Annotated in this window: 24 protein-coding genes; 16 read left to right on the top strand and 8 right to left on the bottom strand. The window is 74.0% G+C overall.

Annotated elements, in window-relative coordinates:
- Positions 1 to 6: 6 nt before the first annotated feature.
- Genes ACIQTO_RS23730 through ACIQTO_RS23720 form a run of 3 tightly spaced genes read right to left on the bottom strand, consistent with a single transcriptional unit; the run spans position 7 to position 2272 of the window.
- Positions 7 to 954: an NAD-dependent epimerase/dehydratase family protein gene (locus tag ACIQTO_RS23730; RefSeq protein WP_402391385.1), complete on the bottom strand. Its 948-nt coding sequence runs from the start codon at positions 952 to 954 to the stop codon at positions 7 to 9.
- Positions 945 to 1151: a hypothetical protein gene (locus tag ACIQTO_RS23725; RefSeq protein WP_402391382.1), complete on the bottom strand. Its 207-nt coding sequence runs from the start codon at positions 1149 to 1151 to the stop codon at positions 945 to 947. Before ACIQTO_RS23725 ends, ACIQTO_RS23730 begins: the two co-directional genes overlap by 10 nt.
- Complete coding sequence (locus tag ACIQTO_RS23720) at positions 1148 to 2272, bottom strand: DegT/DnrJ/EryC1/StrS family aminotransferase (protein WP_402391379.1); 1125 nt, start codon at positions 2270 to 2272, stop codon at positions 1148 to 1150. Before ACIQTO_RS23720 ends, ACIQTO_RS23725 begins: the two co-directional genes overlap by 4 nt.
- 368 nt (positions 2273 to 2640) lie before the next feature.
- Between ACIQTO_RS23720 and ACIQTO_RS23715 the strand changes: the two genes are divergently transcribed.
- From ACIQTO_RS23715 to ACIQTO_RS23695, 5 genes are all read left to right on the top strand, one after another.
- Positions 2641 to 4944: an MMPL family transporter gene (locus ACIQTO_RS23715; protein ID WP_402391376.1), complete on the top strand. Its 2304-nt coding sequence runs from the start codon at positions 2641 to 2643 to the stop codon at positions 4942 to 4944.
- A gap of 146 nt (positions 4945 to 5090) precedes the next feature.
- On the top strand, positions 5091 to 6317 hold the full coding sequence (locus ACIQTO_RS23710; RefSeq protein ID WP_402391374.1) for a sensor histidine kinase: 1227 nt from the start codon (positions 5091 to 5093) through the stop codon (positions 6315 to 6317).
- Positions 6314 to 6997 (top strand): response regulator, encoded by a 684-nt coding sequence (locus tag ACIQTO_RS23705; protein WP_402391372.1) that lies wholly within the window; start codon positions 6314 to 6316, stop codon positions 6995 to 6997. Before ACIQTO_RS23710 ends, ACIQTO_RS23705 begins: the two co-directional genes overlap by 4 nt.
- Positions 6998 to 7257: 260 nt before the next feature.
- Positions 7258 to 8103 (top strand): SAM-dependent methyltransferase, encoded by an 846-nt coding sequence (locus ACIQTO_RS23700; protein ID WP_402391369.1) that lies wholly within the window; start codon positions 7258 to 7260, stop codon positions 8101 to 8103.
- Between the two features lie 180 nt (positions 8104 to 8283).
- Complete coding sequence (locus tag ACIQTO_RS23695; RefSeq protein ID WP_402391367.1) at positions 8284 to 8760, top strand: hypothetical protein; 477 nt, start codon at positions 8284 to 8286, stop codon at positions 8758 to 8760.
- 66 nt (positions 8761 to 8826) lie between these two features.
- Here the strand turns inward: ACIQTO_RS23695 and ACIQTO_RS23690 are convergent, their stop codons facing one another.
- Positions 8827 to 9792 (bottom strand): NAD(P)-dependent alcohol dehydrogenase, encoded by a 966-nt coding sequence (locus tag ACIQTO_RS23690; RefSeq protein ID WP_402391365.1) that lies wholly within the window; start codon positions 9790 to 9792, stop codon positions 8827 to 8829.
- Between the two features lie 100 nt (positions 9793 to 9892).
- Here ACIQTO_RS23690 and ACIQTO_RS23685 point away from each other — a divergent pair, with 100 nt between their 5' ends.
- The 8 genes from ACIQTO_RS23685 to ACIQTO_RS23650 all read left to right on the top strand — a co-directional run bounded on the left by ACIQTO_RS23685 (position 9893) and on the right by ACIQTO_RS23650 (position 16969).
- Positions 9893 to 10573: a TetR/AcrR family transcriptional regulator gene (locus ACIQTO_RS23685; protein WP_402391362.1), complete on the top strand. Its 681-nt coding sequence runs from the start codon at positions 9893 to 9895 to the stop codon at positions 10571 to 10573.
- Positions 10574 to 11379: 806 nt separating this feature from the next.
- Positions 11380 to 11505 carry a hypothetical protein gene (locus ACIQTO_RS23680; protein ID WP_402391359.1) on the top strand — a complete coding sequence of 42 codons (126 nt, stop codon included), beginning with the start codon at positions 11380 to 11382 and terminating at the stop codon, positions 11503 to 11505.
- The gene (locus ACIQTO_RS23675; protein ID WP_402391357.1) at positions 11506 to 12000 is read left to right on the top strand and encodes a GNAT family N-acetyltransferase; all 495 of its coding nucleotides are present in this window, start codon (positions 11506 to 11508) and stop codon (positions 11998 to 12000) included.
- Positions 12001 to 12498: 498 nt separating this feature from the next.
- Positions 12499 to 12855 carry a PRC-barrel domain-containing protein gene (locus ACIQTO_RS23670; protein ID WP_402391355.1) on the top strand — a complete coding sequence of 119 codons (357 nt, stop codon included), beginning with the start codon at positions 12499 to 12501 and terminating at the stop codon, positions 12853 to 12855.
- A gap of 120 nt (positions 12856 to 12975) precedes the next feature.
- Entirely contained in the window at positions 12976 to 13242 is a 267-nt protein-coding gene (locus ACIQTO_RS23665; protein WP_380573425.1) for a metal-sensitive transcriptional regulator, read from the top strand.
- A gap of 193 nt (positions 13243 to 13435) precedes the next feature.
- The gene (locus tag ACIQTO_RS23660; RefSeq protein WP_402391351.1) at positions 13436 to 14731 is read left to right on the top strand and encodes a PP2C family protein-serine/threonine phosphatase; all 1296 of its coding nucleotides are present in this window, start codon (positions 13436 to 13438) and stop codon (positions 14729 to 14731) included.
- Positions 14732 to 15077: 346 nt separating this feature from the next.
- Positions 15078 to 16406: a cryptochrome/photolyase family protein gene (locus tag ACIQTO_RS23655; protein WP_402391349.1), complete on the top strand. Its 1329-nt coding sequence runs from the start codon at positions 15078 to 15080 to the stop codon at positions 16404 to 16406.
- 149 nt (positions 16407 to 16555) lie between these two features.
- Positions 16556 to 16969: an SsgA family sporulation/cell division regulator gene (locus tag ACIQTO_RS23650; RefSeq protein WP_402391346.1), complete on the top strand. Its 414-nt coding sequence runs from the start codon at positions 16556 to 16558 to the stop codon at positions 16967 to 16969.
- Between the two features lie 200 nt (positions 16970 to 17169).
- Here the strand turns inward: ACIQTO_RS23650 and ACIQTO_RS23645 are convergent, their stop codons facing one another.
- The 4 genes from ACIQTO_RS23645 to ACIQTO_RS23630 all read right to left on the bottom strand — a co-directional run bounded on the left by ACIQTO_RS23645 (position 17170) and on the right by ACIQTO_RS23630 (position 20474).
- Positions 17170 to 17646 (bottom strand): ATP-binding protein, encoded by a 477-nt coding sequence (locus ACIQTO_RS23645; RefSeq protein WP_402391343.1) that lies wholly within the window; start codon positions 17644 to 17646, stop codon positions 17170 to 17172.
- 141 nt (positions 17647 to 17787) lie between these two features.
- Positions 17788 to 18180 (bottom strand): STAS domain-containing protein, encoded by a 393-nt coding sequence (locus tag ACIQTO_RS23640; protein WP_402391341.1) that lies wholly within the window; start codon positions 18178 to 18180, stop codon positions 17788 to 17790.
- A gap of 114 nt (positions 18181 to 18294) precedes the next feature.
- Positions 18295 to 19317 (bottom strand): SigB/SigF/SigG family RNA polymerase sigma factor, encoded by a 1023-nt coding sequence (locus tag ACIQTO_RS23635; RefSeq protein WP_402391338.1) that lies wholly within the window; start codon positions 19315 to 19317, stop codon positions 18295 to 18297.
- Positions 19318 to 19424: 107 nt separating this feature from the next.
- A complete protein-coding gene (locus ACIQTO_RS23630; RefSeq protein WP_402391335.1) occupies positions 19425 to 20474 on the bottom strand; it encodes a mechanosensitive ion channel family protein in 1050 nt (349 codons plus the stop codon).
- 262 nt (positions 20475 to 20736) lie between these two features.
- On the opposite strand from ACIQTO_RS23630, the gene ACIQTO_RS23625 reads away from it, so the two are divergent.
- From ACIQTO_RS23625 to ACIQTO_RS23615, 3 genes are all read left to right on the top strand, one after another.
- On the top strand, positions 20737 to 21210 hold the full coding sequence (locus tag ACIQTO_RS23625) for an SRPBCC family protein (RefSeq protein WP_402391333.1): 474 nt from the start codon (positions 20737 to 20739) through the stop codon (positions 21208 to 21210).
- Positions 21211 to 21471: 261 nt separating this feature from the next.
- Positions 21472 to 22917: an endonuclease/exonuclease/phosphatase family protein gene (locus ACIQTO_RS23620; protein ID WP_402391330.1), complete on the top strand. Its 1446-nt coding sequence runs from the start codon at positions 21472 to 21474 to the stop codon at positions 22915 to 22917.
- Between the two features lie 59 nt (positions 22918 to 22976).
- On the top strand, positions 22977 to 23317 hold a 341-nt coding region (locus ACIQTO_RS23615; protein WP_402391327.1), incomplete at its 3' end, for an alkaline phosphatase family protein.

Raw genomic sequence — 23317 nt, 5'->3', positions numbered from 1 at the left:
GCCGCCTCAGGAGGCGCCGGCGGTGGGGCCGGCCTCGTCGCGGTACCACCGCGCGTACTGTCGCAGGCCGTCCGCGAAGGTGGTCTGCGGCGACCAGCCGAGCAGCCGCTTCGCCTGCGCGGCCGAGATGCGGCGCCCGGCGTAGTCGGCGGTCCGGGCCTCGATGTGCGAGATGGTGACCGGGCCGAGCAACCCGTCGACGGTGTCGGCGATGTCCCGGACGGAGATGGCGGTGGAGCCCTCCAGTGCGAAGGTCTGGTCCTCCGCGGCGGGGGAGAGCGCGCGCACGTGCGCGTCCGCGAGGTCCTCGACGTAGACGAAGTTGCGGCTCTGACGGCCGTCGCCCGCGATGGTGATCGGCCGTCCGGCCAGGGCGGCCTGCACGAACCGGGCGACCACCAGCTCGTCCCGCATCCGCGGCCCGTACGGGATGCCGTAGCGCAGGATGGTGAAGTGCTGCCCGTACAGCTCCCGGTAGCTGTGCACCAGCATCTCGGCGGCCAGCTTGGTGGCCACGTACAGGTGCCCGCTGTGCTCCAGTTCGATGGGCACGTGCTCGTCCAGCTCCTGCTCGCCGCTGTCCAACTGGTCGTCGGTGAGGGCGGCGCCGTAGACCCAGACGGTGCTGGCCAGCACCGTCCGGCTGAGCCCGCTGCGCCGGGCCGCCTCCAGGACGCTCTCGGTGCCGTCGATGTTGATCCGCACGGCCCGGACGGGGTCGGCGGCGACGTGTTCGACGTCGGCCATGGCGGCGAGGTGGAAGACCACTTCGCAGCCGTCCAGGGCGGCGGTGAGGGCGGGCAGGTCGAGGATGTCGATGCGGGCGTGCTCGGCGTCGGCGTTGAGGTACTTGTCGGTGGTGTCCACCGCGAGCACCTCGTGGCCGGCCGCGAGCAGCCGGTCCACCACGTGTGAGCCGATGAATCCGCATCCCCCGGTGACGGCTACGCGCACGTTCTCTCTCCTTGTCCGGCCTTCTCCCGCGCCGTCCGGGCCGGGCGGGCCGGCCGGTCGGCGGGGACTCCCTGGGCGGTGCTGGTGTACGGGGTGCTGCGACCGCGCCGGTCGGCGCGGGTCGTCCCGGTCATCCCGGTCGTCCGGGTGATCCGGGTGGTCCTGGTCGTCCGGGTGATCCGGATCGTCGTGGTCATCCGGCGAGCCGGCGGTGGACGGCGGAGACCGCCTCGATCACCTGGTCGGTCTCGTCCTCGGTCATGTCGGAGTGCACCGGCAGGCAGATCTGCCGCGCGCAGAGGTCCTCGGCCACCGGCAGCGGCCCGCGCCGGTACGGGGCCAGCACCGGCTGGAGGTGCAGCGGCAGGTCGTACACCTCGCCGGAGAGCCGCACCCCGTACTCCTCGGCCACCGCCCGCTTGAACGCGGCGCGGTCGACGCCCGCCGGCAGCAGGGCGACGTACTTGTAGTAGTTGCTGCGGCAGCCGACCGGCTCGACCGTGGGCCGGAGGCCGTCGAGCCCGGCGAGCGCGGTGTCGTACCGCTGGGCCACCCGCCGCCGGGTCTCCACGAACTCCTTGAGCCGGCGCAGGTGCACCGTGCCGACGACGGCGTTCAGCTCGCTCAGCCGCCAGGAGGCGCCGGACCGGATGTGGTGGTTGGTGGTGAAGGAGCCCTTGCCCTGGTCCCGGTGGATCCGCGCCTCGTCGCGCAGCTCGGGCGACTCGGTGAGGATCATGCCGCCCTCGCCGCTGGTGGTGACCTTGGTCGGGTAGAACGAGAAGGCGCCGGCCAGGCCGAACGACCCGGCCGCCCGCCCGCCGTAGCTGCTGCCGTGCGCGTGGGCGGCGTCCTCGATCAGCGGGATGCCCCGGCGGTCGCAGACCGCGCGCAGGTCGTCCACCTCGGGGGTGATCAGGCCGCCGATGTGCACCAGCACCACGGCGGCGGTCTCCGGGGTGAGGGCGGCCTCCAGCGTGTCGGGGGAGAGCGCGAAGGTCGCCGGGTCCACGTCGGCGATGACGGGGCGACCGCCCGCGTGCACCACGGCGGCGGCGGTCGCGTAGAAGGTCACCGCGGGGAGGACCACGTCACGGTCGCGGACGTCGACGGTGCGCAGGACGATCTCCAGCGCGGCCGTGCCGCTGGCGACGGCGACGGCGTGCGAGGCACCGTGCTCGGCCGCGAAGGCCTGTTCGAACCGCTCGGTCCACGGGCCGAGGGTCAGCGCACCGGTGGCGAGGATCTCCGTCACCGCGTCGGCGACGGCCGTACGGTCGCTCTCGTCGAACACGATACGAGCGGCTGGAACGCCCATGTGGCCACCTCCGGCAGCGGGATGAACAGATCGTCGAACGGGTCGATTCCGGTCGGACCGGACAGAACGGTCGGGCCAGGCACATCACGCTACTTCGCCCGCCCGCTCCCGGCCCGTCGTCACCGCCCGCCCGGGTGACCGGGCGGGGAGCGGCGGGAGGCCCGGCACCTGCTCCGCGCGCAGGCCGGACGTACGCCGTTCGGGTGGCGCGCTACTGCGCACGGACTACGCGAAGTGCCTGCACAGCGATGACGACGCGGTGGCCCCCGCCGATCGAGGATGGCCATGCTCCGGGCACTCCGGGCCGTACCGCGGCCCGGAGCCCCGGCCCGTACCTGTGAACGTCATCCGAAGGAGTCTGCTCTTCCGTGGCCACATTCCTGTACCGCCTGGGCCGATGGGCCTTCCTCCGGCGCCGCTTGATGACCTTGCTCTGGGTCGCCCTGCTGGCGACCGCCGGAGTCCTGGCCGCCAAGGCACCGACGGCACCCGACGACGGCTTCGCGATGCCGGGCACGGAAGCACAGCAGGCCTTCGACCTGATGGACGAGCGCTTCCCCGGCAGCACCGCCGAGGGGGCCTCGGCCCGACTGGTCTTCGTCGCCCCCTCCGGGCAGAAGATCACCGCCGGCACCAACCAGCAGGCCGTGGAACGGACGGTCGCCGAGATCGCCCACGGTGAGCAGGTCACCGGTGCGGTCAGCCCGTTCCAGGCGGGCGCCGTCTCCAAGGACGGCTCGACCGCCTACGCGACGGTCAGCTACGACGCGAAGCCCGGCTCGCTGAGCACGGCCGCCACGGACGCGCTCCAGCAGGCGGCGCAGCACGGGCGGGACGCCGGTCTCACGGTCGAGATCGGGGGCTCCGCCCTGATGGGCGGCGGGGAGGCCGGTGGCACGTCGGAGGCCATCGGCATGGCGATCTCCGCGGTCGTCCTGGTGATCACCTTCGGCTCGCTGGCCGCCGCCGGGCTGCCGCTGCTCACCGCGCTGGTCGGCGTCGGCCTCGGCATCGCGGCCATCACCGCGCTCGGCAGCACCCTCGGCCTCTCCACCACGACCAGCACGCTCGCGATGATGCTCGGCCTCGCGGTCGGGATCGACTACGCCGTCTTCATCGTGTCCCGCTACCGCGCCGAACTCCTGGAGGGCCACGAGCCGCGGGAGGCCGCGGGCCGGGCGGTCGGCACGGCCGGCTCCGCGGTGGTGTTCGCCGGGCTCACCGTCGTGATCGCGCTGGCCGGGCTCTCCGTGGTGGGCATCCCGATCCTCGCCAAGATGGGCATGGCGGCCGCCGGTACGGTCGTGATCGCGGTCCTGGTCGCCCTCACCCTCGTCCCGGCCCTGCTCGGATTCCTCGGTGGCCGGGTGCTGCCGCGCCGCGCCCGGCGGGCCGCCGCCCGCCGGTTCCGTTCCCGCCGGTCGCCGGCCGGTCCGGTCGCCGCCGAGGGCGCCGCCCGCCCCGGGAGCCCCGCGGTCCTGGCCGCCGTCCCCGCCGTCCCCGCCGAACCTGTCGGGGAGCAGCCGGCCAACGGCGGCACCCGCTGGGCCCGGCTGGTGCTGCGCCGCCCGGTGGCGGTGCTGCTGGCCGGCGTCGTCGGCCTCGGCATCTTCGCCCTGCCCGCGCTCGACCTGCGGCTCGGTCTGCCGGGCGAGGAGTCCCAGCCGACCTCCACCACCCAGCGGCGCGCCTACGACCACCTGTCCGAGGGCTTCGGCCCCGGCTTCAACGGGCCGCTGACCGTCCTGGTGGACGCGAAGGGAGCGGCCGACCCGAAGGCCGCCGCCGAGCGGGTCGGCAAGGAGGTGGCCGGCCTGCCGGGTGTGGTGTCGGTGTCACCGGCGGTGTTCAACAAGGCCGGTGACACGGCGCTGATCAACGCGGTGCCGTCCACCGGGCCGAGCGCCGCCGAGACCCAGCAGCTCGTCCACGCCATCCGGGACCGCTCGGCGGGCCTGAAGTCCGCCACCGGCGCCACCGTCCTGGTGAGCGGCGCCACCGCGATGAACATCGACGTCTCGCAGAAGCTCAGCGACGCGCTGGTGCCCTACCTCGCCGTCGTGGTCGGCCTGGCGGTCGTCCTCCTGCTGGTGGTCTTCCGCTCCGTCCTGGTGCCGCTCAAGGCGGCGCTCGGCTTCCTGCTCTCGGTGGCCGCCGCCCTCGGCGCCGTCGTCGCGGTCTTCCAGTGGGGCTGGCTCGCCAACCTGATCGGGGTGGAGCAGACCGGCCCGGTGATGAGCGTGATGCCGATCTTCATGGTCGGGGTGGTCTTCGGCCTGGCGATGGACTACGAGGTCTTCCTGGTCACCCGGATACGCGAGGCCTACGTCCACGGGGAGGAGCCGGGCGAGGCCGTCGTCACCGGCTTCCGGCACAACGCCCGGGTCGTCACGGCCGCCGCGTTCATCATGATCAGCGTCTTCGCGGGCTTCATCGGCATGGCCGAGCCGATGGTCAAGATGATGGGGCTCGGCCTCGCCGCGGCCGTCGCCTTCGACGCCTTCGTGGTCCGGATGGCCATCATCCCGGCCGCCCTGGCGCTGCTGGGCCGCAGGGCGTGGTGGCTGCCGCGCCCGCTGGACCGGATGCTGCCCGACATCGACGTCGAGGGCGCCCGGCTGCAGACCCCCGCGCCGGAGCCGGAGCCGGCCAGGCACTTCGTGGGCGTCTGATTCGTTCCTCCTGGTCGGGGGCCACGGTGTCCGTGCCGATGGCCCCCGACCCGCCCGCCCCCGCCACCCGGCGGGGGCGGCCATCGCACAGGGCAGAACCCCGGCCGGGGGCACCGCCACCGCACCCCGGATCCGGAGAGCACGAGATGACCGACAGCTGGCTGCGGCGCCGAGCCCGCCGCCACCCCCGTCTGGTGGACGCGGCGGGCGGACTCACCCTGCTTCTGCTGACCGCCGTCGGCACCACGCTCGACGGGGCCGGCCACTACGGCCGCCCCGAGCCCGCGCGGCTGGCCCTGGCGGCCGTCTCCAGCGCCGCGCTGTTCGCCCACCGGCGCTACCCGCGCACGGTGGCCGCGGTGACGCTCGGCTGCGGAACGCTGCTCGAGCTGATCGCGGTCAAGCCGACACCTACCGTGGTCCTGCCGCTCCTGGTCGCGCTCTACCTCCTCGCGGTGCGCACCGACCGGCTCACCGCCCGCGTCGCCACGGCCGTCTCGGCGGTCGTGCTCACCGCCACCACCCTGGTCATCGACTCCCACGCGCCGCTGGCCGAGCGGATCGGCGTCGTGACCTGGGTCGTCCTGCCCGGCGCCGTCGGCGACTCGATCCGCAACCGACGCGCCCACCTGGCCGCGATCGAGGAGCGCGCCGAACGGGCCGAGCGCACCCGCGAGGAGGAGGCCCGCCGCCGGGTCGCCGACGAGCGGATCCGGATCGCCCGCGACCTGCACGACGTCGTCGCCCACCACATCGCCCTGGCCAACGCCCAGGCCGGCATCGCCGTCCACCTGATGGACACCCACCCCGCCGAGGCCCGCGAGATGCTCAGCCATCTCACCGACGCGACCGGCTCCGCACTGCAGGAGCTCAAGGCCACCGTCGGGCTGCTGCGCCGCGCCGACGACCCCGAGGCGCCGCTGGAGCCGGCCCCCGGGCTCGGGCAACTGCCCGACCTGATCCACTCCTTCGAACGTGCCGGACTGCCGGTGCGGCTCGCCGTCGAGGGCGAGCCGCGGCCGCTCTCCCCGGGCGTGGACCTGACGGCGTACCGCATCGTCCAGGAATCCCTGACCAATGTGGCCAAGCACGCCCGGGGCGCCGGAGCCGACATCACGCTCGCGTACTCCGGCAGCCGGGTCGCGCTCACCGTCGCGAACGCCACCCCGGCCCGGTCCGGGCAGGTGCCGGGCAGGCCCGGCCTCGCCCCGGCCGTGACCGGTACCGCCGGTTACGGGCTCATCGGCATGCGCGAGCGCGCCGGTGCCGTCGGCGGCCGGCTCTCGGCCGACCGCCGGCCCGGCGGGGGCTTCCTGGTCTCCGCCGAACTGCCCCTGCGTACCGCCGCCCGAGACGACAAGGACCACGCATGACCATTCGGGTACTGCTCGCCGACGACCAGGCGCTGCTGCGCGGCGCCTTCCGGGTGCTCATCGACGCGGCCGAGGACATGGAGGTGGTGGGGGAGGCCGCCGACGGCCGCGAGGCGGTGGAGCTCGCCCGCGCCACCCGGCCCGACGTCGTGCTGATGGACATCCGGATGCCCGGTGTGGACGGGCTCTCCGCGACGGCCGCGATCTGCGCCGACGAGGAGCTCACCGGCACCCGGGTGCTCATCCTCACCACCTTCGAGATCGACGAGTACGTCGCCCAGGCCCTGCGGGCGGGCGCCGGCGGCTTTCTGGGCAAGGGCGCCGACCCGAAGGAACTGCTCGCCGCCCTGCGCACGGTGGCCGCCGGGGACGCCCTGCTCTCGCCCGCGGCCACCCGCGCGGTGATCGACCAGTTCCTCGCCCAGCCCGGGCCGGCGGGCGCCGGGGCGGGCGACCCCGAGCGGCTGTCGGCGCTCACCGCCCGGGAGCGCGAGGTGATGGCGATGGCCGCCACCGGTCTGACCAACGAGGAGATCGCCGAGCGGATGTTCGTCAGCCCGTTCACCATACGGACGCATGTCCACCGGGCGATGTCCAAGCTCGACGCCCGCGACCGGGCCCAACTGGTCGCCATCGCCTATCAGTCGGGGCTGGTCCCGGCGGCCCGCCCGCCCCGCTGAGCCCACCCCGCTGAGCCCCCCGTGCCCCGCCCGTTGCCGGGGTGGCCGGGCTGGCGCTGACCGGGCTGGGCTGACGGGGCTGGGCTGACGGGGTACCACCGCGTGTTCGGCCGAGGGGTGTTGGCCCCGCGCCGGTCGAATGCTGTGCGGACCCCGGCAACCTCGGCGTTCCACCGGGACCGTTACCATGCGCACCATGGCCCGCCACCAGGGCGGCCGGAGCTGCTTTCCCTGGTGAGCGGGGAGCGGAAGGGGCGAGGATGTCAGGCATGGGGTGGATGTCGGGGAATCGGCAGGACGGGCGCTGGCCGGGGGTGGACCTGCGGATGGACGTCCCGCACTCGGCCCGGGTGTACGACTACCTCATCGGTGGCAAGACCAACTTCGAGGCGGACCGGACGGCGGCCCATGCCTCCGTGAAGGCCTGGCCGGCCCTGCCGATCTCGATGCGCACCACCCGCACCTTCATGCAGCGCGTGGTCCGCCACCTCGCCGAGGAACACAAGGTCCGCCAGTTCCTGGACATCGGCACCGGGATCCCGACCTCACCCAACGTGCACGAGATCGCGCAGGGCATCGCTCCGGAGGCGCGCGTCGCCTACGTCGACAACGACCCGATCGTGCTGACCCACGCCCGCGCCCTGATGTCGAGCACTGAGGAGGGCCGGACGTCCTACATCGACGCCGACTTCCGCGACGTCGACTCGATCATGGGCGCCCCGCAGCTGCGCGAGGTGCTGGACCTGTCGCAGCCGGTGGCGCTCTCCCTGATCGCGATCGTGCACTTCGTCCTCGACCAGGACGATCCGCAGGGCATCGTGCGTCGGTTCATGGACCGGCTGGCGCCGGGGAGCTTCCTGGCCCTGACGGTCTTCACGGGGGACACCGACCCGGTGGGCGTGGGCGGCGTGGGCCGGGAGTACAACGCGCGGGGCATCCCCCTGCAGATCCGGGACAAGGCGGAGACGCTCGCCTTCTTCGACGGCTACGACCTGCTCGACCCGGGTGTGAGCCTGGTCCACCACTGGCGGCCGGACGCGGATGCCGCGCCGGTGCGCGACCAGGACATCGCGATGTACGGCGGCGTCGCCGTCAAGCGCGGCTGAGCCGCCCGAGGTCGCGGTGGTGGGGACGGCGCGCCCCGTCCCCACCGCGGACACACCCCGGAACGGACCCCGGGGAGCGGCATGTTCCCGCACGTCTCGGGCCCCGCCGACACGTCCCCGCCGCCGGCCCGTCAGGAATGACGGGGCAACCCGTGGGCATGCGGCCGTAGGCTGCGGACGGTGACCTACGACCTCCTGTTCCTGCGGGTGCAGCCTGGCCGCACCTTCGACGAGACCATGGAGGAGTTCAACTCCGCCCACGATCCGGACGCCGAGCCCGAGCCCGTGAACCTGACCGGCGACCAGCGCGCGGCTTGGGACAGACTTACGCGGCGGATATCACTGGAGGTGGGTCCGATCGCGTCCGAGGAGTACCTCTACAGCCTGACCCTGTGGCGCGATGGGCCTGCCGGCTATCTGCGGGTGGACTTCGCGGGACACTCGGCCTCCATCGAGATCCCCTACCGCTATCCGGGGCAGGCCGCGCTACCGATCATGGCCGAGGCGTATCACGTGGCCCGGATCATCGAGGATGAGAGCGGCCTCGAAGGCTACGACCCCGAGGTCGACCAGCCCACCCGGACAGGTGATGCCGAGACCGCGGCAGCCAGACTCGGTGGCGTCTCCAGCTGGGCGCGCGATCATTTCACCCGGTGAGCGGAACCGTCTTCAGGGCATCCCGGCGAGGGCGAACGTCGAGTGCTCAGCACCTCCACGGACGTCCTACGCCACCCTGACCACGTACTTGCCCTGGACGCCGCCCGCCTCCAGCGCCCGGTGCGCCGCCGCTGTCTCCTCCAGGGGGAAGACCGTGTCCACCGCGGGGATCAGCCTGCCCTCGACCACATGGCGGGCGAGCTCGTCGAAGTCCGCCCGCGTGGGGTTGCCGCTGAAGAAGCGCACCCGGCTGGGTCCGTGGACCGTGCCGGCCGCGAGGTAGCCGAGCGACGTGGCGGGCCGCTCCGGGTCGAAGGCGATGGTGACCATCCGCCCGCCGGGATTCAGCAGGCGCCGGAAGGCCCGCAGGTCGGTCCCCGCGGTGTCCAGGACCACGTCGAAGCGGCCCAGTTCCGCCGGCCGCACGCTCCGGTGGTCGACTGCCCGGTGCGCGCCGAGCCCGCGGACGAAGTCGAGGTTGGCTGCGCGGGCGAGGGCCGTGACCTCGGCACCGTACGCCCGTCCGAGCTGGACGGCGGCGTTGCCGACACCGCCTGCCGCGCCCCGGACGAGGAGTCGCTCGCCGGGGCGCAGCCCGACCTTGTCCCGTAACGCGGTGACGGCCGTGGTGGCCACCGGCAGCGCGGCCGCGTCCACCGGGTCGAGGCCGTCGGGGAGCCGGCCGACCCGCTCGGCGGGCACGGTCACGTACTCGGCGGCGCTGCCGAACCCGGAGGTACGGCTCAGGACGCCCCACACGCGGTCGCCGGCCGCGAACCGTGCGACTCCGGCACCCAGCGCGGCGACCTCACCGGTGAAGTCCAGGCCGACGCGCTTGGGGAACGTCCGGCCGCTCAGGAGGCGGAGACGGCCGGCGCGGACTGCCAGTTCGCCGCCGTTGACGCTGAACGCGCGCACCTTCACCAGCACCTCGCCGCGGGCCGGTTCGGGGCGTGGCACGCGGCCGGTGTAGAGCACGTCGGGGCCGCCGTAGCGGTCGTAGAGCACTGCCTTCATCATGCGATGGTTCATCGTTCTGCCTTTGCCGCCGGGGGCGTTCGGGGGTCTGGCGTCGACCGTAAGCTCTGAAGCGGACACCCTCGTCCGTGTGGACCGGAAGCGAGAGACAGTGATGGCGGAATCCTCTCGGATCACAGCCCGGGACGGGGTGCGGGCGGACGCCCGGCGCAACCGGGAACGCGTCCTCGTCGCCGCCCGTGCGGTCTTCGCGGAGCACGGCATCGACGCCCCGATGGCGACCGTGGCCCGTCGGGCCGGGGTCGGCGTGGCGACGCTGTACCGGCATTTCCCGACCCGGGACGCTCTGGTGCGGGGCGCGTTCGCGCGGCAGATGGAGACCTGCGCGCGGGCGCTCACCGAGGCGCTGGCCGCCCCCGACCCCTGGCAGGGGTTCCAGCGGCTGGTCGAGACGATCTGCGCTCTGCAGCGGAAGGAGCGCGGGTTCCCGGCCGCGTTCGTCACGGCCTTCCCGGACAGCACGTCGGAGCACGCGCAGTCCCGGCGACGGGCCGAGCGGGACTTCACGACCCTGGTCCGCAGGGCGCAGGCGTCGGGCGCGCTGCGGGCCGATTTCCACCCGTCCGACCTCGCCGTTGTCCTGTTGGCACACTGCGCTCTGGTGACCGCCCTGCCGGACGACGCTGCGGCGTCCCGGCGCCTGGTGGCCTATCTGCTCCAGTCGTTCCGCGCCGACCCGGCCAACGAACCGCTGCCTCCGCCGGCTGCGCTGACGCTGCGCAACCTCCCGATGGCGACGGACGGTTCCCGGGGGAAGCGGCCCCCCGGCGCCTGACCCGAGACGACGCGGCGGCCGCCCTACCACCACCCCTTGCGGAAGCGGCGGCTGCACCATCGGCACTGTTCCTCCGTGAGATCTCCTCGCGCCATGAGCCTGATCGTCCAGGTCTCAAGATCCACCGTCGCTACCGGGCCCGGGCCCGAGGAGGGGGTCGGGTGGCCTCCGGAGGGCAGCGGACGCTGCCCGATCGGGCAGCGTGCTCCGGTGGCTCCGGGCCTTCCGAACACCTCGGTTGACACCGCAAGTTGGTCTAGTCCACCGTAGGGGAACGCCAGCTCGGCGAGGCGGGGAAGCCCTTGGCGGGATCCCCTGCTGAAGGCTTCAACTACCTCTCTCTCATGGCGAGTTATGGGTAGTCCCGGAGTGTGGTCCACCGGTGGCCGAGCATGCTCTCGGCACCCCCCGACCGACCTGGCGGCGCGCGTGGCGTCGTCGATCGGGCCGGTGCCGGGGTCCGCCGTCGGCGCCGGCGGGCCTGTTCGGGGTCGAGCGCCCCGGGGGAGTGGCCGATCGACTCGGTCGCAGTGGAATTCGATTCTTGGAGTGACTGGAAACGGGATGCCGGTCGGCGATGGGCCGACGCAGGACCTCCCGACTGCTCGGCCGCCGCGCGCGCCGGCCGGTCGGGCGGGAATCCGGTACCGACTCCCGTGGACAGCACGACCTTTGACGACCGAACGGAGAGCTGGCATGCGCAGAACCTGTCGGGCCCTGCCCGTCAACCGGGCCCGCGCCGAGACGATTTCGGCGATCGGCGAGGAGGCGGCGCCCGCCGCGGGGCACTGCGAGAGGCGCGCCCGGTGATCCTGGACATCTCCGACGCGTCGACGTTCGCGACGCACGCGCATGCCGCCGACGAGTGGCCCGACCCGCGGCCGCGCACCGCCGTCCGCGAGGCCGCCACCGCCGGCGAAGGGGCCGAGTAGATGACCGAGGACATCAGCTTCCGGCTGCTGGCCGACAGCGACTGGGATGCCGTCGTGGCGCTGGAGTTCGACGCCTACGCGGCGGACAACCTGTCCGAGGGGCGGGAGGCGCTACAGGCCAGGGGACGGTCCTCGCCCGGCACCTGCTTCGTGCTGGAGCACGGCGGGAAGGTCCGCGGCTACCTGCTGAGCCTGCCCTACCCGCTCTACCACTGCCCGGACCTGGGCCAGGTGGAGGAGGCCGACTTCGATTCGCGGAACCTGCACGTCCACGACTTCGTGATCGCCGAGGACCTGCGCGGCAAGGACGTGGCGCTGCGGTTCATCCGCCACATCCGGGAGCAGGCGGAGCGGCAGGGGTTCGAACGGATCTCGATGGTGGCGGTCCGGCGCAGCGACATCCTGCTCGCCATCCTGGGCTACCGCACCCACCGTGAGGTCGCCGTCCCGGCGGGCTACGGCAAGCGCGCGGTGTACATGTCCATGGAGATCTAGGGCGCGTCCTCACTCTCCCGCCCGCGGGCCGACGCCGGGCACGCCCGGTCGGGGCGTGGCCGCCGCAGTGGACTCCGGTGGCCGGGGGCGCGTGGGGGCGCCTTCGGTCACCGGTGCGAAGGGGGCGGACGCCGGGTCGACGAGTCCGCCGGGACGGCCCGCCTGCCCCGGTCGCGGACCGGACCCGCACCGGGCGGTGGCGCCCGCGAGTGACGCGGGCGCCGGCGTCTCCCGCAGGGCCGCGCCGCGCAGGTCGGGCGACCGCGCCCTCCGGGATTCCGTCGCGCCGCATTCCGGTTCGGACGGCTCGGGACGGGCAGACGCCCACCGTCCCCGCCCGCGCGAGCCCCGTCCCGGTCGGTGGCGAAGACCTTCGTCCAGCGGGTCGACCACGAGTCGGCCCGGCCGTCCCGCCCCGTCGGGCGGCCCGGCCCCTCCCGGCGCAGGATGGAGATCCCGGGCGTCCGACGACGGAACCGGCGACAGCGGGAGGCTGTGGTGATCGGAACGGCTGACATCAGGGAGTGGCGCGGCCACGCCGTGGTCGACGAGAAGGACCACCGGATCGGCACGCTGGAGTCGGTGTACGTGGAGACGGCCAGTGACCTGCCGTTCTTCGCCACTGTCACGGTGGGCCTGCCGTCCCGGCGGCGGCTGGTGTTCGTCCCGCTCGACGGTGCCGTGGTCGGGCCCGGGTACGTGCGGGTGGCGTTCGCCAAGGGCGTGGTCAAGCAGGCGCCCTCGATCGGGACGGACGACATCCTGCCCGCCGAGGACGAACCGGCGGTCTTCGCGCACTACGAACTCGCCTACGCCCCCGGTGCCGGCGGTGAGCGCCGACTGGCCAGGCGCTGAGGCTCCCGCTGCTGTGCCGGCCCCAGCCGCTGCGCCTGCACCGGCCGTCGGGCCCACCGGCCGCTATACCCCACGGGGTACGCTGGGGGTCGGGTCGCGACAGCGGAAGGCAGTTCTGAGATGCAGGTGGACGAGGAAGCGGTCGGTGCCGTTCTGAACCGGCTCCGCCGGGCCCAGGGGCAACTGGCCGGTGTGATCGCGATGATTGAGGCGGGGCGGGACTGCAAGGACGTCGTCACCCAGTTGGCGGCCGTCTCCCGGGCCCTGGACCGGGCCGGGTTCAAGATCGTGGCCAGTGGCATGCGTCAGTGCATGGCCGCCGCCGACGGGGATGCGCCGCCGATGAGTGAGGCGGAGCTGGAGAAGCTTTTCCTGGCCCTCGCCTGACGTCGGGCGGACCGGCCGCCGGCCGGCCGCCGTGCACGTCGGCCCGACCGGCCGCCGTCGCCCCGGGCCGGCGTCGCCCTGGGGGCCCACGTCGCCCTGGTGCAGCACGTGGTCCTGGGCCGGCACCGTCGTTCTCGGTCCGACCGGACCCGGGCGGCCGGCGGGAGAATGGTCACGGCGGAAGGTGGTGGCCATGGACGACGTCGGTTTCGGCCGGGCGGTGACAGGCCTGCTCAAGGCCTCCCACCGGATCGGGCCCGGTGAGCTCGCGGCTGCCGTCCGTGCGGCGGCCCGCGCGATGGGGCTCACCGACGCGGTGGTCCTGCTGGCCGATGTGCGACAGGTGCAACTCGCGCCGTTGGAGCCGCCGGCGACCGGCGGCGTCGGCGACCCAGGCGCTCCCGGCGGGCCGAGCGCCGACGCCGACGTGCCGACCGACCCCGGTCCGCACCGGCGCCCGGACCCCTCGGCCGTCGGAAGGCCCGAGCGCGGGGCGCTCCCGCTGGAGGGGAGCCCGGCGGGCCGGGCGTACCGCACGGGAACGGCGCAGTCCACGCCGGCCGAGGCCGGGCCCGGCCGGGTGCTGTGGCTGCCGATGGTCGACGGTGCCGAGCGGATCGGCGTGCTCCGCCTCGACGTGCCCCCGGGCCGGAGCGTCGACGTCGAGGACTGTCTGACGCTCGCCGCACTGGCCGCGCTGATCGTGGTGGCCAAGCTGTCCTACGTGGATGATCTGGTCGACACCGTGCGTGTCGTTCCGATGACCCTCCAGGCTGAGCTGGCCTGGGCCTTCATGCCGCCGCGCACGGTCGGCACCCGGCACGTGACGTCGACGGCGGTGCTGGAGCCCGCCTACGAGATCGGCGGGGACGCGTTCGACCACAGCTTCAGCGGGGACCGGCTGCGGATCGTCGTCGTCGACGCGATGGGTCACGACCTCGCCTCGGGCGGGTCGTCGGCGTTGGCGATCGCGGCCTGTCGGGCCGTCCGCCGGGCCGGCGGCGGACTCGTGGACATCGCCACCGTGATCGACCGGGAGCTGGACCAGTGGTTCCCGGAACGCCTGCTGACCGGCATCTTCGCCGAACTGGACACCTCGGACGGCCGGCTGGCCTGGGTGAACCGCGGGCACCCGGCACCGCTGCTGATCCGCGGTCGGCAGGTGATGCCGGCCGCACTCGAACGGGCCCCCGAACTCCCGCTCGGGCTGGCCGGCTACGAGCGGGTGTCCACCACCGTCCACGAGGTCCGGCTGGAGCCGGGGGACCGCGTGCTCATCCACACCGACGGCGTCACCGAAGCGCGCTCCGCCACCGGAGAGCTGTTCGGCGAGGCCCGGCTGACGGACATGATCGTCCGGGCCGCGGCGGCCGGGGAGGCCGCCCCGGAGGCCCTCCGGCGGCTGGTCCACGCGCTGCTGGAGCGCCAGGACCACCGGCTGTCCGACGACGCCACGATCATGCTGGTGGAGTGGCACCCCGACCGCTGACGGTGGCCCCCCCCGGGGGGTAGGGACCGGTCCCGGTCGGCGGGCAAGTTCACCGTCCCGGGATGTCCGGCCAATCCGATCGCCCCGTCGGTTCCGAAGACCCGGGCGGACCCGGTCGGAGGAGACCCCCGACTCCGGCCGGGCCGCGTCCTTTCCGTCCGGCGCGCCGTGCCCCCGTGCCGAGCGCCGGAGTGGGAGGCTCACCTGTCCTGCCGGGGACGGTCGCCGCGAGCGGCCGCCCCCGCCCGCCGACCGCTCCCACCCGACCGCCCACCCACCGACCCACCCACCCACCGACCCGCCGAACCCCTCCACATCCACCACCACGACCACCGGGCCTCCACTGATGACCGTCTCCATCGCCCTGCTCACCCAGGATCTGCGCCTGCACGACAACCCCGTGCTCCGGGCCGCCGCCGAGTCCGCCGACGAGGTCGTCCCGCTCTTCGTCCTCGACCAGGACATCGCCGCCGCCGGCTTCGCCGCGCCCAACCGGATGGCCTTCCTCGCCGACTGCCTCACCGACCTCGACGGCGCGCTGCGCCCCCTGGGCGGCCGGCTGGTGCTGCGCCGGGGTGCGACCGCCGCCGAGACCGCCCGGCTGGCCGCCGAGGTGGACGCCGTGTCGGTCCACGTCGCCGCCGGTGTGAGCGCCTTCGCGCATCGCCGGGAGCAGGCCCTGCGCGAACTCCTCGGCACCCGCCTGCGCGTCCACGACGGCGTGCTGACCGTGGCCGTGCCCGGCGCCGTCACCCCGGCCGGTAAGGACCACTACGCCGTCTTCACCCCGTACTTCCGTGCCTGGCAGCGTGCTCCGCGCCGGACGGTGCAGCGCGCGCCGCGGGCGCTGCGCACACCCGAGGGTGTCGCCGGCGAGCCCGTGCCCGCCGTCACCCCGGACTCGCCGGGGCTGCCGGCGGGCGGCGAGGGTCCGGGCCGCAAGCTCTGGCAGGGCTATGCCCTGGAGCACTACGACGCGCTGCACGACGACCTCGCCGCCGACGGTACGTCACGCCTGTCGCCGTACCTGCACTTCGGCTGTGTCTCCGCCGGCGAGCTGGTGGCGTCCGCCGAACGGCGCGGAGGCAGCGGTGCGGAGGCGTTCGTCCGGCAGTTGGCCTGGCGGGACTTCCACCACCAGGTGCTCGCCGCCCGCCCGGAGGCGGCCCGTAGCGACTACCGGTCCAAGGGCGACAACTGGCTCCCCGACGACGCCGAGTCCGAGGCCTGGCGCCAGGGTCGTACCGGCTTTCCGCTGGTGGACGCGGGTATGCGTCAACTCGCCCACGAGGGCTGGATGCACAACCGGGCCCGGCTGGTGACGGCCTCGTTCCTGACCAAGACCCTGTACAAGGACTGGCGGACGGGCGCCCGCCACTTCCTGCGGCTGCTGGTCGACGGCGACGTGGCGAACAACCAGCTCAACTGGCAGTGGGTGGCCGGGACCGGCACGGACACCCGCCCCAATCGGGTGCTCAACCCGCTCGTCCAGGCGGACCGGCTCGACCCGGACGGCGCCTACGTCCGGCGCTGGGTACCCGAGTTGGCCGACCTCCCGGGTCGCTCCGCGCACCGGCCGTGGCGGCTGGACCGGGCGCCGGCCGGCTATCCGGCGCCGATCGTCGAGCCCGAGGCGATCTCCGTCCGCCTCCGCCACGCCCGGGGCCTCGACTGAGCCGCCCGGCCGGCGGTCCGCGCGCACTGCTCTGACGGAACGTCAACTCTGCCTGTCCGGGGTGTTCCGGCCGCTCCGACCGCGCATGTCCCCCGCGAATGGGGGTAGCCGGGCGGGCACCACTGTCGCCAAGAGAGGGGGGACGTACGGTGCCCCAGATCGTCGAGGACGTCATCGAGGCCTGTCTCGTCGGCCCGGAGCCCCGGCCGGTGCTGATGGGGCTGCGCTACGACCCGGCCGACCCGTTCGCGCTGTCGCTCGGTTTCGGGGCCAACGCCTCGCTCGGACTGGAGAGTTCGTTGTCCTGGACGGCCGCGCGGGAGTTGTTCGGCGAGGGCCTGCGCAAACCGTCCGGTCTGGGGGATCTGCGGGTCAGGCCGTGGGCTCCCGGGGTGGTCTCCGTCGAGTTCCACGGGGACGAGGGCTGCGCGGTGCTGGTGCTGCCCTCCCGGGATCTCGTGCACTTCCTCCGCCGGACGTACGACGAGGTCGCTCCGGGCGCGGAGCACCGGCTGGTCCGCTGGCCCGACACGGTGGCCGGTCTGGTGGGAGAGGCCGGCTGAGCCGGCTCCGGCGCGAACATTGCGGCCCGGGCGGAGAAACCGCCCGGGCCGCGCCCGCGTCCGGTGAGCCGGTCGGCACTCGGGCCGACGCCCGGAGCCGGGACCCGAGGTCGGTGCAGCGAGGTCAGTGCCCCGGATCAACGGATCAACGGATCAACGCCCCGGATCAACGCCCCGGGTCAACACCCCGGATCAACGGGTCAACGCCCCGGAGCGAGCCGGCGGACGTCGATCTCCACCCAGACCGCCTTGCCCTGCTCGTGGCGCTCGGCGCCCCAGCGGTCGGCGGCCCGCTGGATGATGAACAGGCCGTGGCCGCCCGGCAGACCGGGCAGGTGCGGCAGGCGGGGTTCGGGGAGCGCGGACTCGCCGTCGCTCACCTCGACCCGGAGCCGGTCCGCGGACGCGTCCAGCACCAGTTCGAGCGGCCCGCCGCCGTGCATCATCGCGTTCGCCACCAGCTCCGCGACGAGCAGCACCACATCGTCGGCCACGTCCGGGTCCGCGCCGCTCGCCGGGGTCAGCCACGACCAGTCGGCGAGCGCCTGCCGGGTGAAGGCGCGGGAGCGGGCCACCGGCTTGGGCAGGTCGGCCAGCCGCAGCCGCCGGCGTTGCCCGGCCTCCGGCAGTGTGGCGCCGGACCGGTTGTCGTCCAGGGTGCCCCGGCCCCTCGTCATATGCGGTTCACCCCTTCGTGCGGTTGCTGTGGCACATCGTCCGATCGGATTCCCGGGCTGCGCCGGGTTATTCCTGTGACGGTTGTCCGACTGCCCGCCCGTGGTCACAGCCGGGCGGCGCGAGCCGGAGCGCACGGTCGCTCAACGGACGAGCGCCGCGCCGACCGAATCGTGGATGGAGAACACCGCACCGGCGCCGGTCAGCTCCAGCACCCGGGCGACCGGGGCGGCGACGGCGGCGAGGCGGAACTCCACGCCTGCGGCGGAGGCGGCCAGGCGGGTCTTCAACAGGAGGTTGAGCCCCGAGGAGTCGCAGAACCCGACGCCCTCCAGATCGACCACGACCAGGGGTGTGCGCTGCTCGACCAGGGAGGTCAGCGCCTTCTCGGCGGGGGAGAGGCTGTCGATGTCGAGATCACCCGCCACCGCGCAGACCGCTGCCTCGGCGTCGGTGCGCCGTATCTCCACGGTCAGCGCGTACGGCAGGGTGCTCGCGGCCGCCGCGCTCCGGTACTGCTCGTCCTCGACTGGCATCGTGGTTGTCTTTCCCCTCCAGAGAGTGCTCTTCGACCATACGCGGGGGAAAGCCCGCGGCCAAGGCGCACCCTCCGCAGGAGGGCTGACGCCCCGGCCGCCGGGGGCGGTCGGTCAGTCCTCGTCCAGAGCGGCGCGGAGCCGGCGGAGGATCCGGTTGAGCAGCCTGGAGACGTGCATCTGGGAGACGCCCAGCCGGGCGCCGATCTCGGACTGTGTGAGCTCCTCGGTGAAGCGCATCGAGAGGATGAGCCGGTCGCGGTCGGGGAGGGCGGCGATCAGCGGCTTCAGCGAGACGAGGCTCTCCACCTTCTCCAGCCGCCCGTCCTCCCGGCCGAGCCGGTCGGCCAGGGCGCTCCGGGCGTCGTCCGGGGAGTCGGAGCCCAGATCGAGCGATCCCACGGTGTGGCCGTTGGCGGCGGCCAGCCCCTCGGCCACCTCCTCGGGGGTGAGCGACAGGTGTGCGGCCAGCTCGGCGACGGTCGGCGCCCGGTCGAGCCGCTGGGTGAGCTGCTCCTGGGCCCTGGCCAGCGTCAGCCGCAGCTCCTGGAGCCGGCGCGGTACGTGCACGGCCCAGGTGGTGTCGCGGAAGTGGCGGCGGATCTCCCCGAGCACGGTCGGCACCGCGAAGGTGGTGAACTCCACGCCGTGCCGGGGGTCGAAGCGGTCGATCGCCTTGATCAGGCCGACCACGCCCGCCTGGACGAGGTCCTCCTGCGGCTCGCGGCTGGAGCTGAAGCGCCGGGCGGCGTAGCGGACCAGGGAGATGTTCAGTTCGATCAGCGTGGCCCGGACGTAGGAGTACTCCCGGGTGCCCTCTTCCAGTTGGTCGAGGCGGGCCAGCAGGGTCCGGGTCAGTGCGCGGGCGTCCGCCGGAGAGACCTCGCTCGGCTCGGCGATCTCCGGGAGTTCGGCGGTCTCCTCGGTCTCCTCGGTCTCCGTGGCCTCCGCGGTCTCGGCTTGACCGGACAGACCGGACAGACCGGACAGACCGGACAGACCGGACAGACCGTGCGGGGCGGGCGTTCCGGGGGCGGCGGGCAAGGTCGCGGTCCCCGGCTGTACGGCGCTCGGCCGGGCCTGGCCCGGGACGGAGGGGTGTGCCGGGGCGAGGAGAGCATCACTGGACGGAGCCATGTCGGTCCTTTCATCGGTTCCGCGACGGTCCGTCCCCCTGTACCCGGGATCACCGGGCCGATGCCCCTTCGATGTGTGGTGTTCCTGTGAAGAAACTGTGACGAATCCTATGGGTGCGCGGCGTCCTGCCCCGCGGCGGGGGCGACCGGCAGCCGGGGCAGGGCGTGCGGGTGGGCCTCGCACAGGTAGCCGACGAGGTGTTCGCGGACCTGGCAGCGCAGCGCGAACGCGGCGTCGGCGTCGGGCGCGGTCATCAGGGCGCGCACCACGATGGTGGTCGGTGTGGTGTCGACCACCTGGAGGGCGCTGCCCTCGCCGTCCCACAGCGAGCTCTTGGCCAGGAACGCCTCGAACTCCGCCCGCAGCTCGGGCATCGGCGTGCGGTGGTCCAGGTGGAACAGCGCCGTTCCGGTGATCTTGCTGGTGCGGCGCGACCAGTTCTCGAAGGGGCGGCCGGCGAAGTAGGACATCGGCATCACCAGCCGGCGCTGGTCCCAGGTGGCGATCACCACCGAGGTGAGGGTGATCTCCTCGACCGTCCCCCACTCGCCGGCGACCACCACGACGTCGCCGATCCGGATCAGATCGCCGAAGGCCATCTGGATGCCGGCGAACAGATTGGCGAGCGTGCTCTGGGCCGCGATCCCGGCCACCACGCCGACCAGTCCGGCGGAGGCGAGCAGGCTGGTCCCCAGCCCCCGGACGGCGGGGAACGTCATGAGCATCGCCCCCAGCGCGACCACGGCGACGGCGGCCTGGCAGATCCGGCCGAGCAGGCCCGCCTGGGTCCGGGCCCGGCCGGCCCGGGCCGGGTCGCGGCGCCGGTCGGCCAGCTGCATCGCGCCGCTCGTCAGCAGGGCGACCAGCCGGGCGGCCAGCCAGGCGCAGGCGGCGATGGTCGCGAGCACCAGCAGGTGCCGGACGGCGCCGTGCACGGCCGGCGCGGCGCGGGCCCACGGCTCCCCGGTGAGCATCAGCCCGCAGGCGGTGGCGGCCAGCAGCGGCGGCCGGCAGCCGCGCAGCAGCGACGGTGTGGTGCCGGTGCGCCCGCGCGCGGCGAGGAACCGTGCGACGGCTTCCGAGAGCCGGTTCAGGGCGTACGCGGCGACGGCGGCCGCCACGGCGACGACGATCAGGCGGACGAGGCTCCACCCCACGGTGCGGATCCCTTCTGCTGGTGGTTCCCGCTGGGGCGCGCCCCAGCGGCGGGGCTCCGTCTGCCCGCCGGTCCCGCCGTCCACACCCGTCCGGCGCCTCCCCGGCCCGCCGGGGGCCGGACGGGTGACGTCCTGACGGATCGTCCGGGCCCGGGCATACCCGGGCGCGGTCGGGGCAGGCGCCCGGCGACCGGCCGCCCGCCCGGTGGTCGGTACTCGGCCCTGTCCGGCCGGCAGGACCTCGACGGAGAAGGGAAACGTGATGACACAGATCGAGGAGTCGGTCCTGGTCGACGTGCCGCTCGCGGTGGCGTACGAACAGTGGCGCAAGGTCGAGGAGTTCCCGCTCTTCATGCGCGGTGTGGTCAGCATCGAGCGGCGCGGCCGGGAGCTGACCCACTGGGTGGTCGGTGTGGCGGGGGCGCACCGCGAGTTCGACGCCAGGACGACCGAGGTGGTGCCGGACGAGCGGGTGGCCTGGGCCGCGGTGGCGGGTGAGGTCCGGCAGGCGGGCGTGGTGACCTTCCACCGTCTCGGAGCCGAGCGCACGCGGATCATGCTGCAGCTGGATGTCGAGCCGCAGGGCCTGCTGGAGCGGGTCGGGGAGGCGCTCGGCTTCCTCGACCGTCAGGTCATCGACGACCTCCACGACTTCAAGGACTTCGTCGAATCGGCCCACGAGGGGCCCCCGACCGCGCCTCCGGGTGCTGCCCCGGGCGGCCCCCGGGTGGCCTGACCGGCCGGCCGTCCGACCGGGTCGGCGCGCCCCCTGAGGGGCACCGACCCGGCCGCCGGTCCGGGCCGGAGTTCCCGTACCGCCCGACATCGCGTCATGCGTCGTTCACGTCACGGTCGCCGACCTTGGGATGAATGGGGGCCGCCCGCAGTTGTACAGCCAACTGCCGGCTCCCTCCCCTCATCTCCGTGACCAGCCGTGGACGGACCCGGCCGCGCCCCCCGGCGGACCGGTCTCCCGAGCGCGGCGGACAGGACCACCGTGGCCGCAGGCAGCGCCCTGACGCTCAGCTCATCCGCCAACCCGCTCGAAGGCGACAGGCTCACCTTCCACTGGAGCACCGACGCCCCCGACGCCAAGAACTGGGTCGGCGTCTACGACGGCACCCGCCAGCCCGGTACCGGCAGTTCGCTGGTCTGGAAGTACACCGCGGCCGCCGCCGGTGACGTGCAGCTCGACACCTCGGCGCTCACCGGCGGCCCGTACACCGCCTATCTGCTCGCCAAGGACGGCTACGGCGTCCTGGCGCAGTCGGTGCCGTTCACCTTCCGGCCGAAGCCGGCCGTGGTCCGTCCGCACAGCGCCGTCGACGCGCTGACCACCGCGGCCGTGGCGCCCGGCGGCGCCGTCTCCGTCAAGCTCGGCGGGCTCTGGTCCCGGCCGGCCGGCAACCCGGCGGGTACCGCCGTCTTCCGCAAGGTGAGCGGCCCGGCCTGGGCCTCCGTCGCCCCCGACGGCACGCTCACCGGAACCGCGCCCGCCCCCGCGCCGAAGAACCCCGAGGTGGTCGTCGTCGGCGTCAAGGACAGCGCGGGCGCCACCGACACCGTCACCGTGCAGATCCCGGTGGTCGAGCCGGCCGGGCCGCTGCGGCTGAAGGTGGCGAGCTGGAACCTCGCCAACGCGGGTGCCGGGTTCACCGACGCGTTGGAGAAGCAGCTGCGGGTGGTGCTCACCCAGGGCCTGGACGTGCTGGCGCTGCAGGAGACCGCCGGTTCGGCCGCGCAGACCCTGGCCACCGCACTGGGCTGGTACGCCTACCAGAGCGCGGGCAGCGTCGGTGTCCTCAGCCGCTACCCGCTCACCGCCGTCACGGCCACCACGGCCGCGCTGCCCGCCGCCGGGGTCACCGTCCAGCTCCCCGGGGGCCGGAGCGTCCGCGTCTGGGCCGCTCACCTGGACGAGGCGGACTACGGCCCGTACGCCGCCCAGGACGGCCGGAGCGCCGCGCAGATCACGGCCACCGAGAACGCCTCCGTCCGCCTCCAGCAGGCCAAGGCCCTCGCCACCGCCGTCCGGGCCGACGCGGCCGGGCGCACCCCGGTGATCCTGGCCGGGGCGCTCGCCTCGCCGTCCCATCTGGACTGGACGGCGGCCACCGCCGGCCAGCACAGCGGCCTCGGCCCGCTCGACTGGCCGGTCACCGTGGCCCTCCAGGGCGCCGGACTGACCGACAGCTTCCGTGAGGAGAACCGGAACCCGGTCAAGGCGCCCGGCGCCACCTGGTCGCCGGTCCGCAAGCAGCGCGGCAGCAGGCCGGAGCCGCAGGACCGGATCGACTATGTGCTGTACTCCGGTCCGCTGAAGCTGGTCGAGGCCCACACCCTGGTCGCCGACTGGCCCGCCACCGGCACCGACCCGGCCGCCGTCGCCGCCAACCAGTGGCCCTCCGACAGCGCCGCCGCCGTCGCCACCTTCCAGCTCTGACGGCCTCCCGCCCCGCTCCGCCCCGCGCTCTCCCCCCTGCCCCGAGAGGCCAGTTCGCCATGTCCGATCTCTCCCGTCGTTCCTTCGTCGGCGCCACCGCGGCCGCCGGCGCCGCCGCCGTGGTCGGCCTGCCGGCCGCGTCCGCGAGCGCGGCTCCTGCCGCCGACCGTCCCACCGGCAGCATCGCGGACGTCAAGCACGTCGTGGTGCTGATGCAGGAGAACCGCAGCTTCGACCACTACTTCGGCACCCTGAACGGCGTCCGCGGCTTCGGCGACAAGCAGGCGCTGCGGTTCCCCGACGGCACCGACGTGTTCCGCCAGCCCGACGCCGGCCGCGCCGACGGCGGGATGATGCTGCCCTACCGGATGGACACCGCGAAGTACAACGCGCAGAACGC

This window comes from Kitasatospora sp. NPDC091207 (assembly GCF_044768625.1).
In the GTDB taxonomy this organism is placed as follows: Bacteria; Actinomycetota; Actinomycetes; order Streptomycetales; family Streptomycetaceae; genus Kitasatospora.
The sequence above is the reverse complement of the archived record's forward strand: the minus strand, read 5'-3'. Positions and strand labels throughout refer to the sequence as shown.